The organism is Glycomyces sp. NPDC049804, assembly GCF_040674615.1.
Taxonomy (GTDB): Bacteria; Actinomycetota; Actinomycetes; order Mycobacteriales; family Micromonosporaceae; genus Glycomyces; species Glycomyces niveus.
In genome coordinates, this window is record NZ_JBFAMQ010000001.1 from 232,622 (window position 1) to 247,630 (window position 15,009).

The window sequence follows — 15,009 nt, forward strand, 5'->3', positions numbered from 1 at the left end:
CCAGCTGATGCCACCTAAGACTCGCGGCGGTTCCAAGAACCCGCGCGCCAAGAAGAAGAACGTGCCCCACGGGCACGCCCACATCAAGAGCACCTTCAACAACACCATCGTGTCGATCACCGACCCGACCGGTGCCGTGATCTCCTGGGCCTCCTCGGGCCAGGTCGGATTCAAGGGCTCGCGCAAGTCCACCCCGTACGCCGCGCAGATGGCCGCCGAGGCCGCCGCCCGCCGTGCGATGGACAACGGCATGCGCAAGGTCGACGTCTACGTCAAGGGCCCGGGCTCGGGCCGCGAGACCGCGATCCGCTCCCTCCAGGCCGTCGGCCTCGAGGTCGGCTCGATCAACGACGTCACCCCGCAGCCCCACAACGGCTGCCGTCCCCCGAAGCGCCGCCGCGTCTAACGGCCGCTTCAGCGGAGAACGTCACCGAGATCCATGTGTCTAGGCGTCAAATAGCGGGCGCCCCGAACAAAGGAAACACCGAAAAGTGCTTATCACTCAGCGGCCCACGCTTACCGAGCAGCAGATCAGCCCGACCCGCTCCAAGTTCACCATCGAACCCCTGGAGCCCGGTTTCGGCTACACGCTCGGCAACTCGCTGCGGCGCACGCTGCTGTCGTCCATCCCGGGCGCAGCGGTCACGTCGATCAAGATCGACGGCGTCCTGCACGAGTTCTCCACCATTCCCGGCGTGAAAGAAGACGTCGTCGAACTGGTGCTGAACGTCAAGCAGATCTGCGTCTCCTCGGAGAACGACGAGCCGGCCACCATGTACCTGCGCAAGGAAGGCCCGGGCGAGGTCCTCGCCGGGGACATCCAGCCGCCCGCCGGCGTGCAGGTCCACAACCCCGAACTCAAGCTCGCGACCCTGAACTCGAAGGGCCGCATCGACATGGAGTTCGTGGTGGAGCGCGGCCGGGGCTACGTCTCGTCCCCGGCCAACAAGGGCGAGACCAACGAGATCGGCCGCATCCCGGTCGACTCGATCTACTCGCCCGTGCTCAAGGTGGCCTACTCCGTCGACGCGACCCGCGTCGAGCAGCGCACCGACTTCGACAAGCTCACCGTCGACGTCGAGAGCAAGCCGTCCACCACGCCGCGCACCGCGCTGGCGTCGGCCGGCTCCACCCTGGTGGAGCTGTTCGGCCTGTACCGCGAGCTCGACACCGAGGCCGAGGGCATCGACGTCGGGCCCAGCCCGGCCGACCAGCAGCTCGCCGCCGATCTGGCCCTGCCGATCGAGGACCTGGACATGACCGTCCGGTCCTACAACTGCCTCAAGCGCGAGGGCGTCAACACCGTTGGCGAACTCATCAACCGCACCGAGGCCGACCTGCTCGATATAAGGAATTTCGGGCAGAAGTCGATCGACGAGGTCAAGATGAAGCTCGCCGGCATGGGCCTGAGCCTGAAGGACTCGCCCGGCACCTTCGACCCGAGCGAGGCCGCTGTGGCCTACGGCGGGTCGCCGGTCGCCGAACACGACGAGTACGAAGAAGACGGTGAAGATCTCCGCGAGACCGAAGAGCTCTAAACCGCTCGATTTTTCTGGCGGTCGGTTCCGTAAGACGGCCGGCCGCGACAACGCAATTGGAGTTAGAAATGCCTAAGCCCACCAAGGGCCCGCGTCTGGGCGGTTCGCCGGCGCACGAGAAGCTCATGCTCTCGGGCCTCGCGGCCTCCCTGTTCGAGCACGGCAGCATCACCACCACGGTGACCAAGGCCCGCCGCCTGCGCCCCTACGCCGAGCGTCTCATCACGTACGGCAAGAAGGGCACGCTGCACCACCGCCGTCTGGCGCTGGCCAAGCTGCGCAACAAGGACGCCACGCACGACCTGTTCGAGCAGGTCGCGCCCCGCTTCGCGAACCGCGAGGGCGGCTACACCCGGATCATCAAGGCCGGGAACCGCAAGGGCGACAACGCTCCGATGGCGATCATCGAGCTGGTCGACTAAGCAGAGTCGGTCGAACCGCGCGCAGGGCGATGCTCTGCGCGCGGTTCGCTTTATCCGGGAGGACATCGCTGTGGACGAGGTTGTGGACAGGACGCGGCTGCGGCTCGGCGTCGCCTACGACGGGGCCGCGTTCTCGGGCTGGGCGCTGCAGCCGGGGCTGCGGACGGTCGCCTCGGAGGTCATCCGCGCCCTGGAGCTGCTGTTCGGCGAGATCGCCGACTTCACCGTGGCCGGGCGGACCGACGCGGGCGTCCACGCGACGGGCCAGGTCGTGCATGTGGACGTGCCGACCGCGAAGTGGGAGGCCGTGGGGGAGAAGCTGCTGTGGCGGCTGCGCGGTATCCTCCCGGCCGATGTGCGGGCGACCTCGGTCGAGGCCGTCGACCCCTCGTTCAACGCGCGCTTCGCGGCGCAGTGGCGGCGGTACCGGTACCGGGTCGCCGACGCGACCTGGGGCGTGAACCCCTTGCGGCGCTTGGACACCCTGGCCTGGCAGCGGCCGATCGACGTGGAGCGGATGCACGCGGCGTGCCAGCGCCTCATCGGCGAGCACGATTTCGTGGGCTTCTGCAAGCAGCGCGAGGGCGCGACGACGATCCGTGAACTGCAGCAGTACGACTGGGCTCGGGACGAGGACGGCGTGGCGGTCGCGACGGTGCGCGCGGACGCGTTCTGCCACTCGATGGTTCGCAGCCTCGTGGGCGCGGCCCTCGCGGTGGGCGACGGCCGTCGCGACGAGGACTGGCTGGCGGCGATCCTCACCCACGGCGAGCGCGCCAACGACGTCCATGTCGTCGGCCCGCACGGTCTGACCCTGCTCGAGGTCTCGTACTCGGAGGACCCGAAGGACTGGCAAGCGCGCGTGGACCTGACGCGCCGGGTCCGCACGTTGTAGCGATTGAGCCGGGAATCGGACTGCTCTGCTTCCCCTGAGCGCAGGTTCGGCAGCTGCTGGAGAGACTGCGGCCGCCCGGGCTGATGCCGTTGAGGTTCAATCGGGCAGCGACAACGAGGCAGCACCACATTGGGGCACTATTCCGGACTCCGGCCCTGATTTGGATGCGGTTCAATCGGGCAGCGACAACGAGGCAGCACCACATTGGGGCACTCTTCCGGCTGTCAGCCCTGACTGGGACGCGGTTCAATCGGGCAGCGACAACGAGGTCTGAGGGAGGCGCGGGTGTGCAGTGCGGCCGCCAGGCAGCGCGCCGCGCCCGGATCACCCTGCACCGCAGTCGGTCCGCGCGCAACGCGAGTGTCCCTCATGGATAAATCACCCCATTGAGTGATGACACCACCACCCCGCGCCTGTCATCATTGAAGTACGAACACGCAAGCGAAAACAGTTAGACCATTCGAGAACGGTGGAAGGAGGCGAGCCCCCGATGAGCAGCTGCACCCACACCCCGGGCTCCAGACGCGCAGCCGCCATCCGCTCCGCTCTCGATGACGCCGCCTCTTTGATCAACGCCCAGCACGCCCAGGTCCTCGCCGCCGTGATCGAGATGAAGGAGCAGGGTCTGCACCGCTCGGTGTTCGGGTTCTCGGCCCTGCGCGATCTGCTGGTCTCCCAGTTCGACTTCCACAACCGCACGGCCGCTGACATCGCGGCCATCGCCCGCCTGTCGGGGAAGTTCCGCCTCCTGGCCCAGGCGGCGGTGTCCGGAGCGGCGAGGATCGATCAGGTCGCCTATGCCGTCCGCCAGCTCGAGCAGACCCCGGCCATGCGCCTGTTCGCCCGCACCCCCTTCCAGACCCCGGCCCCCTCCCCTTTCGATGCCTCGGTGGTGTGCGCGACTCCTGAGGCGATAGTCGCCCAGTACTGCGCACACGCCACCTTCACCGAGCTGCGCCGTCACCTCGATGAGCTCTGGGCCTCGATCGCCGAGGAGTCCGAGCTGTTCGATGAGCTGGGCGAGCAGTCGATGCAGCGCCTCGAGCTGACCCCGCAGGCCAACGGCATGTGGGCCCTGGAAGGCCAGCTGTGCGAGGCGACCGGGCGTCTGCTCGACAAGTACCTGCAGACTGCCTGCCCGCCACCCCGCCAGGAAGACCAGGAAGAGGAAGGCCTCCTTCCCGCCCAAGCGAACCGGCACGCCGAGGCCTTCCACCAGCTCCTCGCCGGGTACGGCTCCTCACCCCGGGCCGCCACCCGCCACGGCCACACCGCCACCCTCGACCTGACCGTGGACATCGAGACCCTGCAAGGCAAGGACACCGGCCGCCTGCCCCTCCTCGAAGGCCAACCCATCTCGGTCGCGCGAGCCCGGCTGCTGGTCTGCGAGGCCGGGGTCATCCCCTCGGTCTTCAACTACCAGACCGGCGAAGCGGTCGAGCTGGGCCGGGCCCTGCGCCTGCCCAATGCCGCCCTGCGCCGCAAGCTCGAACTGGAACAACCGGAAGGCTGCGCTTGGCAGGGCTGCGACCGGCCGGTGGCGTGGACCGAGGCCCACCACATCCAGCATTGGGCTGACGGCGGGCCGACGGTCGCTGAGAACCTGATCCTGCTGTGCCGGTTCCATCACGGCCGCATCCACACCCCGGGTTGGAGAGTGGGGAAGACCGGCCCCGGTCAGGCGGTCATCACCCACCACGAAGGCCACGACGGTCAGGGCGGTAACGACAGTGAAGGCTGCGGCTGCTCTGACTGGCGCACCGATGCCGACATGGATGCCGAGAACGAGGGCACCGAATGGGAGGTGTTCCCGACCGGCCTCTACCGGACCGAATGGTCCGAGGCCATGAAGCCCGATCTGGATGCCCTCGCCGAAGCCATCGAGAGAGATCGATGCCTGGCGGCTATCAAGGCGGCCAAGGCCAAATGCCGAGAGAAGTTCAGGGCATCCGCACCAGTGCCAGTCTTAGGCTGCCCCAGCGGGCGACTGCTGGGGGGAAAGCGCAGCAAACACCAATCAGCGCAGCCCGACCCGCATGGGTTCGGGCCCCTCCGCATGCCCAGAGCCGGAATCCCGCCCCGCCACACACCTTCCTGTCGCTGCCGCCTGAACCGCAACCCATTCCAAGCGGAGAGCCGAGCACCGACCCAAAGGCAATGGCACCTCGTTGTCGCTGCCCGATTGAACCGCAGGGACCTTCCACCGGAGAGCCGAGGTGCGGCCCAAAGGCAATGGCACCTCGTTGTCGCTGCCCGATTGAACCGCAACCCGATCCAGCCTGGGAGCCGAGGTGTGGCCCGAGCGCAATGGGACCTTGTTGTCGCTGCCCGCTTGAACGGCCACCCACCCCGGCCGGAGAACCGAGCACCGTCCCAACGCGATCAGACCCCCTTGTCGCTGTCCGTCCGAACCTCGGCAGGATCGGACAGGAAGACGGAGAGAGACCGATCCCCGCCGCCACACCGTCGTCGCCGCCCGATTGCAGCGTGGACCAGACGAGCTACAAGGCCTGCAGCCGCCCCGAGAGGAATGCGACCTGCCTGACTGCACTGCATCCGAATCGGACCTGGCTGCCGGAGCGTCGTCCGAGGTACACCCCGAATCGCCGTCGCTGTCCGCTTGCCCCAGGCCTCAATGGCCAATCGCACATCGGAGTCTCGGGGTCCAGACGAGGCAGGGAAGACTGGGAGGTAGGCCCGGATCGGCTGCGCGGGAGAAGGTTCAGGAGTCGTGATGTGAACAGTGCGTTTCCGACATCGCATTTGTCGCCATCGGAGTTGTGGAGACGCAAGTTACGGCGATCCAATCGAACCGCTATCGCATGGAAGCGGCCGATGTCGAGCATCGAGGGTATGACCGACACACCAGCCGAAAGCACCACCACGATCTTCGAGCAGATCGGCGGGGACGCCGCCGTCGAGGCGGTCGTGGAGATCTTCTACGGCAAGGTCCTCGGCGACGAACTGCTCGCGGGCTACTTCACCGCGGTCGACATGGACCGGCTCAAGCGGCACCAGGCCCGATTCGTCGCGCAGGCGCTCGGCGGCACTCGGCCCTACAGCGGCCGCTCGATGGCGAGCGCCCACGAGGGCCTCGACATCACCGCCGCCGACTTCGACCGCGTTGTGGAACACCTCGCGGCGTCGCTCGCCGAAGCGGGGGTGGACGGCGACACGATAGGCGCCATCGCCGGTCGGCTCGCCCCGCTCAAGGGGGACATCGTCACCGGCTGACCGGTGTGCACCGGTCGGACCTGTACCGCTCGGGCGGCGTTCACCGACAGGTCACGCGCCGCCGCCACCCTGAGTGGCATGAGACGCTACCTCACCGCCGGCGCCGTGGCGGCCGTCGCCGCGACGGCGCTGTTCATCGCCGTGCCCAGCCCCGCCGAAGCCCGGCCCCAGCGCGACTTCGACCTGCAGGCCCATCGCGGCGGGCTCGGGCTCGTCGTGGAGAGCACGCTGCCCGCCTTCGCGAACGCGCTCGAGCTCGGGGTGAGCACGCTCGAGCTGGACGTGCAGATCACCGAGGACGGCTTCGCGGTCGTCACGCACGACCGGCGGGTGAGCGGCGCGAAGTGCCTCGACACCGCGCCCGCGTCCGAGGGCGACCCGGAGTACCCGTATGTCGGGAAGTACGTCAAGGACCTGACGCTCGAGCAGGTGCGAACGCTCGACTGCGGCAGCCTCGCGCAGGCCGCGCACCCGGACCAGCAGACGCACCCGGGCGAGCCGATGCCGCTGCTGAGCGAGGTGTTCGACCTGGTGCGCGAGTACCGCGCGCGCGGGGTGAAGCTCAACATCGAGACGAAGGTCGAGGCCGGTGCGCCGCACGAGACCGCGCCGCGGGAGGCGTTCGTCGAGACCGTGGTCGCGGACATCCGCGAGGCGCGGATCGGGCGGCAGGTGACGATCCAGAGCTTCGACTGGGGCGCGCTGATGCTCATGCGCGAGACCGCGCCGGAGCTGCCGATCGTGGCGCTGACGAACATCTCGTTCCTGCAGACCGGGCAGGCCGGGGCGTCGCCTTGGCTGGGCGGCCTCGACATCGACGACTTCGGGGGCGACCCGGTCGCGGCGGTCGACTCGTTCGGCGCGGACGCGTTCTCGCCGGTGCACGGCACGCCGCAGAACGGGAAGGTCACCGACCCGGACTACGTGCCGTACGTGACCGAGGCGATGGTCGACCACGCCCACGAGTACGGGATCGAGGTCGTACCGTGGACGGTCGACGACGAGGCGACGATGCGCAAGCTCATCGACGACGGCGTGGACGGCATCATCACCGACTACCCGGACGTGCTCCGGGAGGTCATGCGCGACCACGGCCTCCGGCTGCCGAAGCGGTACTGCGAGCGGTAGCGGCCGATGCCTGAGGGACCGCGCGGCGCGGCGCCGCTCGGTCCGGGCGGCGCGCCGCGACGCCTGCGGAGCCCGTCCGGAGAAAATTGAGCGCTGCGGCCTCGGCGTCCTAGCCGCTCGGCCGGATGCCGAGGTCCGGGTGCGTATTCGCTGGTCTTGACGTTTTTGAACACGTTCGATCTCACCTTCCGAGGCCTTGTGAAAGCATTCACAAGAACGTGCTTCCGGGATGCCGGCGCCGTAGCTTCAAGGCATGGATGCAACCCAGCTCCTCGCCCAGGCGTCCGATGTGGTCGCCGCCGCCGACCCCGCGGGCCTCATGCCCGCGCGCCAGCAGATGGCGCTGTCCCTCGGATGGCACATCATCCTGGCCTGCTTCGGGGTCGCCTTCCCCGCCATCATCTTCGTGATGCACCTGCGCGGCATCCGCAAGAACGACCCGGTCGCGCTCAACCTCGCCAAGCGCTGGGGCAAGGCCTCCGCCGTGCTCTTCGCGATCGGCGCCGTCTCCGGCACCGTGCTCAGCTTCGAGATGGGCCTCCTGTGGCCCGGCCTCATGGGCACCTTCGGCGACGTGCTCGGCCTCCCCTTCGCCTTCGAAGGCCTCGCGTTCTTCCTCGAGGCGATCTTCCTCGGCATCTACCTATACGGCTGGGGCAAGATGCCCCCGAGACTGCACCTGCTCATGGTGCTGCCCATGGCGATCACCGGCGTCATCGGCACCTACTGCGTGCTCGCGGTGAACGCCTGGATGAACGCCCCCACGGGCTTCGACATCGCGGGCGGCGAGGTCGTGAACATCGAGCCGTGGGCGGTGCTGTTCAACCAGCACGCGTTCCTCGCCTTCGCCCACATGTGGCTCGCCGCGTACATGGTCGCGGGCTTCTCCATCGCCGCCGTCTACGCCGCGGGCATGCTCAAGGGCCGCCGCGACCGCTACCACCGGCTCGGGTTCATGGTGCCGTTCGCGTTCGCGACCATCGCCGCCCTCGCCCAGCCCTTCGCCGGGCACTTCCTCGGCCACGACCTGGCCGAGCGCCAGCCCGCGAAACTCGCCGCGTTCGAGTTCGCCGACGAGACCGCCGACGGCGCCACGCCGCTCACCATCGGAGGCGTCTACATCGACGGCGAAGTCAAATGGGCCATCGAGATCCCCTACCTCAGCTCGGTCGCCGCGCTCAACTCCTTCACCGAACCCGTGCCGGGGCTCGACCAGTTCCCCGAAGAGGACGAGCCGCCGGTCAACTTCGCGCACTACTCGTTCCAGGCGATGGTCGGCATCGGCTTCCTGCTCCTGGCCACCGTCGCGCTGTACTGGTTCCTGCGCTGGCGCAAGGTCGACCTGCTCAGGAACCGGTGGTTCCTGCGGTTCATGGCGGTCTCGGGCCTCCTCGCGGTCACCGCGATGGAAGCCGGGTGGATCGCCACCGAGGTCGGGCGGCAGCCGTGGATCGTCTACGGCGTCATGCGCACGCCTGAGGCCGCGGCCGACCACGCGGGCGGGCTCTGGCTCGTCTACGGCGGCTCGGTGCTCCTCTACGGCGGCATGACGGTCGCCGCGATCGCCATCCTCCGCTCCATGGCCCGCCGCTGGCGCGAAGGCGCCGCCGACCTGCCGAGCCCCTACGGGCCGAAGCTGCTCGCCGCGGACGGGCCGGCCGAGATCCGCGACTGCGCCGACGAGAAGGACTGCACCGCCGAGAACGCCGGCGCCGAGCGGGAGGCCGCGAAATGATGACCCTCGAATTCGCCGTCGCCGCCGCGCTCTTCGCCGGCGTCGTCGCCTACGCCCTCTTCGGCGGCGCGGACTTCGGCTCGGGCTTCCACGACCTCACCGCGGGCGGCGCCCGCCGCGGCGCCCCGCTGCGGACGCTCATCGACCACAGCATCGGCCCCGTCTGGGAGGCCAACCACGTCTGGCTCATCTACGTGATGGTCATGTGGTGGACCGGGTTCCCCGAGTCGTTCGCCGCCGCGATGACCACCCTCTACGTGCCGTTCGTGCTCGCCCTGGTCGGCATCGTCCTGCGCGGCGCGAGCTTCGCGTTCCGCAAGTACAGCGAGACCCTGTGGCAGGCCAAGCTCTTCGGGGTCGTCTTCGCGACCTCCTCGGTGCTCGCGCCGTTCTTCCTCGGCACCATCGTCGGCGCCCTCGCCTCGGGCCGGGTCCCGGCCGGCGGCGACGGCGACCCGTGGTCGTCGTGGATCAACCCGACGGCGCTGTTCACCGGGGTCATCTCGGTCGGCACCTGCGCGTTCCTCGCCGCGACGTTCCTGACCGCCGACGCGGCCCGGCGCGGCGAGACGGCGCTGGCCGCGCGGCTCCGCATCAGGTCCCTCGTGGTCGGTCTCGGCACCGGGATCGTCGTCTTCGCCGGGCTCATCCCGATCGAGCACGACGCGCCGACGTTCTGGGACGGCCTGACCGGCCGCGCCGCGCCGGTGATGGCCCTCTCGGCGCTCGGCGGCATCGCGACGCTGGTCCTCTTGTGGCGGGGGCGCTTCGGCCCGGCGCGGCTGAGCGCGGTGGTCGCGGTCGCGGCGGTCATGGCCGGGTGGGGGATCGGGCAGTACCCGTGGGTGCTCGTCGACCAGGTGAGCATCGCCGAAGGCGCGGGCGCGACCGCGACGTTGCAGGGGCTGCTGGTGGCCGTGGGCATCGCGGCGGTGATCGTCGGCCCCGCGCTGGCGTACCTGTTCTATCTGACGCAGTCGCCCGAATGGAACGGGGAGGCGCGCGGCGGCGTCCAAGCGGGCGAGGGGGCCGGCAGCGGCGCCTCGCATTGGAGCGGTCGGCTGGGGAGCTGACCGCTGCGGGAGGACTTCGCACTCGCGGTGGATGGAGGAGGGCCGGGCGCCAGCGCCCGGCCCTCCTTGGTGCGCTTGCCGCTAGATGCTGAGCGACCAGCTGTTCAGGGTGCCGCTGGAGCCGCCGGAGTAGGTGTCCGTGACCCGCAGCGTCCATGTGCCCGAACGGTTCTCGGTGGACAGGTTGACGCTGTAGGTCGTGTTGATGTTCGCGCCCGAGCCGCCGGCGGCCTTGAGGGTGCGGCTCGTGCCGTCAGGTGCGATGAGGGCGATGGTGATGTCGCCGCTGTACGGGTGGGTGATGCTGACGGTCACCGAGCTCGTGGCCGACGCGGTGCCAGTGCAGGACAGGGCGATCGTGGAGTTCAGCGGGGAGCCCTCGGGGATCGCGGCGGCGGTGGTCTTCGCACCGTTGCAGTTCGTGGGCGTGCCGCCGGAGGAGCCGCAGTAGGTGTTGAGGTGCGACTGGATCGCGGTCTTCTCGGCCGAGTCGACGCTCAGGTTGTAGAGGTACTTGACGTGGGTCCAGGCCTTGACGTAGTCGCAGCGCAGGCCGGTGGTGTTGACGGGCATCCACTCGGCGGGGTCGTAGTCGCTCTTGGAGGAGTTCGCGGAGGTGGTGGCGATCCACAGCTGCGGGGAGTTGATGTCGTTGGCGAAGGCCTGGCGCTGCGCGGTCGTCCAGGACCAGGCGCCGGAAGCCCAGGCCTCGGAGAGGGCCACGACGTGGTCGATGGTGGCGTTGGAGACCGAGGTGGTCCAGGTGTTGTCGAAGTCGGACTGCCAGTTGCCGGAGGTGGGCTGGCAGCCGTCGCTGGTGACGACGTTCTGGCCGTCGCGCTTGAGGACGTGCTGGCGGGCGGTGCAGCTGCCGGTGCCGCTTACGGACTTCCAGTGCGGGAACAGGTCGCGGTCGTAGGTCGAGCCGTGGGACTCGGCGGCGACGGTGAGCGCGTTGAGCTCGCTCTGCGCGGTGGCGGTGGAGGGGATGCCCGGCGGCCGGACGGCTTCGGCGGGCGCGGCGTCGAGGACGACGAGCGAGAGGACGGCCAGCGCTGCCGCGGCGAGCGCGGCGAGGCTCCGGCGGGCGGTGAGGGTCCAGGAAGGCATGTTCGACTCCTGAGGTGAGGCGATGGGAGGCCGGGGGCCGGCCAGGGGGAAGAACGGGCCTGCCGGGGACGGGTCGCAGGCCTGGATTGATCAAATCATGGGATGATCGGCTATGGCAATACTCACAGTAGATTGTTCACATTCCCGACACGGCCCGGTCGGGATCGAGGCGGCGAACGTTCGCCGAAGCCCCTTGCCGCACAACGACGACCGCCCGCACGTGAACGCGCGGGCGGTCGTGGAGGTTCGAAAGGCGAGCCGAGGCGGGGTCGGCGACCGGTGTCGGCGGCGCGTGCGATCGTCGAATCGGGGGCGCCTGCGAATGTCCGATTTGCCGGGACGCGCCCGTTCATGTTCGCAGTCGCGGTCGGACGCCCTACCCCTGCGGGGCAATGGCATCGGTTGAACCCGGGCGCCCTTTTGCCCGGGACCCTCGGTTCACGTTCGCGGGCCGGCCGCTACTGGACGTCGCGCCTCGGGTTGAGCTGGTCGACGAACCAGACGTCGACGAGGTCGCTCACGATGGCGCGCACCGGGTCCGAGGCCTCTTCGATCGGTTCGCCGTCGGTGCGGCCGATGACCACGTACATCAGATAGTGCCCGTAGGTGTTGTACCCGACCATGGTCGCGGCCCGGCCCAGCTCCTCGGCCTCGCCGTCGGTGCGCAGCGCCGCGAAGCCGCCTTCGAGGCCCGCTTCGATCGCGGCGCGCAGGGCGTCCGCCTCCTCGGCGTCGGCGAGGTTGAGCACCCCTGCCGTCGCCGCGTACTCGCCGTCGGGGTTGATGAGCGTCGCGCGCACCGTCTGCGTGCAGTCCGCGTCCTCGAGCAGCTCCGCCAGCTCGTCGAGCCCGGCGTCGGCGCATTTCGAGAGCGCTTCGGTCGCAAGGACTTCGTACGCGCCGGACCCGCCCGCGGGGCTGATCGCGTTCGCGCCGAACAGCTCCTCGACCGAGATCGGGTCCGCGTCGGTCTCGCGGCTGGCGATCGGGTCGACCACCTCGGGCGCGCCCGCCGTCTCGTCCACTGTAGAAGGCTGGTCGGCCGCGGCCTCCGCACTCGGCGCGGCCGGGTCCGGCTCGCCCTCGCGGAGCACGATGAACGCCCCCGCCCCGCAGGCCGCGGCGACCGCGAGCCCGCTCACCGTCGCGAGCGCGACGAGCCACCACCTCGTGCGGCGGCGGGCGCGCTGCGCGGCGCGGCGCAGGGGGCGCGAGGCCTGGATCTGGTCCAGGTGCGCCTCCATCTCCTCTTCCGGCGAGCGCCGCGCGGGCGGCAGCGCGGGGCCGCCGAGCCGCACGGTCGGCGTGCGGTCCTCGGGGCTCAGCCGCGCCGTGGGCGCGCGCATCTGCGAGCGCTCGTCGTACTCCGCCCAATCGAAACCTGGATCGTCCGGAGGCCGGTGCGCCTGCGTCTCCTGGGGGACTCCGAACGGTGACGGGCCATGTGCCATGGAGGCAGCTTAGACCCGGAAACCGCCGAAACCGGGAAACGTTCCCCCGGGAGATGGACGGGGCGAGCGGCGTTCATCTCCGCGGGTGACACCCCGCGGCATGGCGCGTGTCACGCAGTCCGCCGGGGCGCCGCGACGGCGCACGTCTCTAACCGGCCGATCCCGGCGACCCGGCCCGACCCGGCGCGCGACAATGGGGGACATGTCCAAAGGCCCAGCCGACCAGCCAGAGCACTACTTCAGCGAGCAGCCCGCCGTCGAGGACCGCGAGCGCACCGTCGAGTTCTCGCTCGACGGCGTCGACTACGAGCTGACCACCTCCACCGGCGTCTTCTCCGGCAACCGCCTCGACCCCGGCACCAGCGTGCTGCTCAACAAGGTCGTGCCGCCCGAGACCGCCGGCACCTTCCTCGACCTCGGCTGCGGCTACGGCCCCATCAGCGCCGTGCTCGCCCAGCGCGGCGACGCCGAGGTCTGGGCCGTCGACGTCAACCGCCGCGCCCTCGACCTCACCCGCCGCAACACCGAGAAGGCCCCCGGCACCGTGCACGCCGCCGCGCCCGAGGACGTCCCGGCCGACGTGCGCTTCGACGAGATCTGGTCCAACCCGCCCATCAAGGTAGGCAAGGAGGCCCTGCACGAACTCCTCCAGACCTGGCTGCCGCGGCTGAAGGACGACGGCGTGGCCTGGCTCGTCGTCTCCAAGCACCTCGGCGCCGACTCGCTCGCGCGCTGGCTCGCCGAGCAGGGCTGGGCGGTCGACAAGCACGCGAGCGCGAACGGCTACCGCGTCCTCAAGGTCGAGCACACCGAGCGGTAGCGGCGCGCCCCTTCCGGCGCGCGCCGCCCCCCGATCAGGGATCGGCCGTCACTCGCCCGAAGGCGGGTTCAGGACGATCCCGCTCGCCACGGGCGTGCCGAAGTTCGGCGTCCCGTCCGCGTTGAACGTGAACGGCTGCACCCGGGTCTCGCGGAACGAGCCGCAGCCCTGGCCGCTCTGCGGGTTGCCGTGGTACACGATCCACTGCTGCGTGCCGTCCGGCGAGGTGAAGAAGCCGTTGTGGCCGGGGCCGAACACGCCGTTGCCCTGCGACAGCACCGGGTTCGGGCTCTTGTCCCAGGAGGACGCCGAGAGCACCGAGCCGCCGTCGTATGTCAGCAGGCCCAGCTTGTAGTCGTCCGTGGTGCACGACGAGGCCGAGAAGACGATGAAGGTCTTCCCGCCGTGCTGCAGCACGACCGGCGCCTCGTTCACGTTGGCGCCCACCGTCTCCCACGGCAGCGACGGGGTCGCGATGGTCACCTGCGAGCCGGTCACGGTCCACGGGTTGGACATCAGCGCGATCCGGATCGACTGGTTCGCGCCGACCCACTCCGACCACAGCAGGTACAGCGAGCCGTTGAGCTCCAGGTACGAGCCGTCGATGTTCCACTGGTTCGGCAGCGGCGTGCCCATGAACTCATACGGCCCCATCGGGGTCGAGGAGGTCGAGCGGAGCACGTGGAGGCGCTGGCCGTCGAAATTCGTCTGCGAGTTCCCCGAGGTGTACATGAGGTACCAGACGCCGCCGATGCGGTGGAACTCCGGCGCCCAGTGCGAGCAGCAGCGGCTCGCGTTCCCCGAGTCGTTCCAGACCACGGAGTCGGCGGCGGTCTTGAGCCCGGCCAGGGTCGTGGCCCGGCGCATGACCACAGTGGAGTCCCAGGTCGTGGTGGACATGTAGTAGTAGCCGTCGAAGTACTCGATCCACGGGTCGGCCCCGTTGGCGCGGATCGGGTTGGCGACACCGGTGTTCGCGGCCTCGCTGAGGAACCACTTCTGCGCGTTCAGGCCGTTGTAGGTGAACTGCGAGATGCGGCCGCCTTCGACCGTGGACCACTCCCAGAGGTCGAGGGCCTTGCCCGAGAAGCGGTTGACGAAGCTGAACGAGCCGTCCGAGTGCTCGGTGACCGACCACTGCTGGTTGGTGAAGTTCTGGTCGGTCGCCTGGGCGATCGTCGCCCCGTCGGCGGTGTTCCAGCCCCACACGTCGAGCACGAGGTTCGAATGACGGGCCTGGATCTTGTAGTAGCCGGTCCCCGCGTCGACGAACCGGAACTGCTGGTTCGTGCCGGCGTCGCGGCCCCACTGGACCAGCTCGGCGCCGGCGGCGGTGGAGGCGCCCTCGATGTCGAGGGCGAGGTGGGAGTGGGCGCTGGTGATGGTGAACCAGACGCCGGTGGGGACCGCTCCTTGAGCGGGCGCGGGGGTCGCGGCGACGAGGCCGAGGGCGGCCATGGCGGCCGCCGCGGCGAACGCCAGCAGCGAGCGGCCCCGCCGCAGTAGGGCTGTGGACATCAGTGCCTCCGAGTGTGAGAGCGGTCGGCCGTGGCCGACCCATCGGTTGATGGAAATGCGCGGATAAACTAGGCGCCGGTTCCCC

12 protein-coding genes and 1 pseudogene are annotated in these 15,009 nt (G+C 69.6%); 10 read left to right on the forward strand and 3 right to left on the reverse strand.

Annotation, left to right across the window (positions count from 1 at the left end):
• Window positions 1-7 precede the first annotated feature (7 nt).
• The 9 genes and pseudogenes from rpsK (at window position 8) to AB0K52_RS01120 (ending at window position 10,025) form a co-directional block, all read left to right on the forward strand.
• Complete coding sequence (rpsK, locus tag AB0K52_RS01080; RefSeq protein WP_091053358.1) at window positions 8-406, forward strand: 30S ribosomal protein S11; 399 nt, start codon at window positions 8-10, stop codon at window positions 404-406.
• Window positions 407-491: 85 nt separating this feature from the next.
• Entirely contained in the window at window positions 492-1,538 is a 1,047-nt protein-coding gene (locus AB0K52_RS01085; RefSeq protein ID WP_208495377.1) for a DNA-directed RNA polymerase subunit alpha, read from the forward strand.
• Window positions 1,539-1,606: 68 nt separating this feature from the next.
• A pseudogene (gene rplQ, locus AB0K52_RS01090) lies at window positions 1,607-1,954 on the forward strand (50S ribosomal protein L17); the annotation flags it as partial.
• A gap of 76 nt (window positions 1,955-2,030) precedes the next feature.
• Window positions 2,031-2,855: a tRNA pseudouridine(38-40) synthase TruA gene (truA, locus tag AB0K52_RS01095; protein ID WP_363524365.1), complete on the forward strand. Its 825-nt coding sequence runs from the start codon at window positions 2,031-2,033 to the stop codon at window positions 2,853-2,855.
• A gap of 490 nt (window positions 2,856-3,345) precedes the next feature.
• Entirely contained in the window at window positions 3,346-5,400 is a 2,055-nt protein-coding gene (locus tag AB0K52_RS01100) for an HNH endonuclease (RefSeq protein ID WP_363524367.1), read from the forward strand.
• Window positions 5,401-5,708: 308 nt separating this feature from the next.
• Window positions 5,709-6,089, forward strand: a complete 381-nt coding sequence (locus tag AB0K52_RS01105) for a group 1 truncated hemoglobin (protein ID WP_363524370.1) — start codon at window positions 5,709-5,711, stop codon at window positions 6,087-6,089.
• Window positions 6,090-6,167: 78 nt separating this feature from the next.
• Entirely contained in the window at window positions 6,168-7,217 is a 1,050-nt protein-coding gene (locus AB0K52_RS01110) for a glycerophosphodiester phosphodiesterase family protein (RefSeq protein WP_363524372.1), read from the forward strand.
• 253 nt (window positions 7,218-7,470) lie between these two features.
• Window positions 7,471-8,952, forward strand: coding sequence for a cytochrome ubiquinol oxidase subunit I (locus AB0K52_RS01115; RefSeq protein WP_363524375.1), 1,482 nt, complete (start codon window positions 7,471-7,473; stop codon window positions 8,950-8,952).
• Window positions 8,952-10,025 (forward strand): cytochrome d ubiquinol oxidase subunit II, encoded by a 1,074-nt coding sequence (locus tag AB0K52_RS01120; protein WP_363525019.1) that lies wholly within the window; start codon window positions 8,952-8,954, stop codon window positions 10,023-10,025. The genes AB0K52_RS01115 and AB0K52_RS01120 overlap by 1 nt, the downstream gene beginning before the upstream one ends.
• A gap of 81 nt (window positions 10,026-10,106) precedes the next feature.
• Here AB0K52_RS01120 and AB0K52_RS01125 read toward each other — a convergent pair whose 3' ends face one another.
• A complete protein-coding gene (locus AB0K52_RS01125; protein ID WP_363524378.1) occupies window positions 10,107-11,135 on the reverse strand; it encodes a proprotein convertase P-domain-containing protein in 1,029 nt (342 codons plus the stop codon).
• 458 nt (window positions 11,136-11,593) lie between these two features.
• Window positions 11,594-12,586: a hypothetical protein gene (locus AB0K52_RS01130; protein WP_363524380.1), complete on the reverse strand. Its 993-nt coding sequence runs from the start codon at window positions 12,584-12,586 to the stop codon at window positions 11,594-11,596.
• Window positions 12,587-12,788: 202 nt separating this feature from the next.
• On the opposite strand from AB0K52_RS01130, the gene AB0K52_RS01135 reads away from it, so the two are divergent.
• Window positions 12,789-13,406: a methyltransferase gene (locus tag AB0K52_RS01135; protein WP_363524383.1), complete on the forward strand. Its 618-nt coding sequence runs from the start codon at window positions 12,789-12,791 to the stop codon at window positions 13,404-13,406.
• 48 nt (window positions 13,407-13,454) lie between these two features.
• Here AB0K52_RS01135 and AB0K52_RS01140 read toward each other — a convergent pair whose 3' ends face one another.
• Window positions 13,455-14,924 (reverse strand): family 43 glycosylhydrolase, encoded by a 1,470-nt coding sequence (locus tag AB0K52_RS01140; protein ID WP_363524385.1) that lies wholly within the window; start codon window positions 14,922-14,924, stop codon window positions 13,455-13,457.
• Window positions 14,925-15,009: the final 85 nt, after the last annotated feature.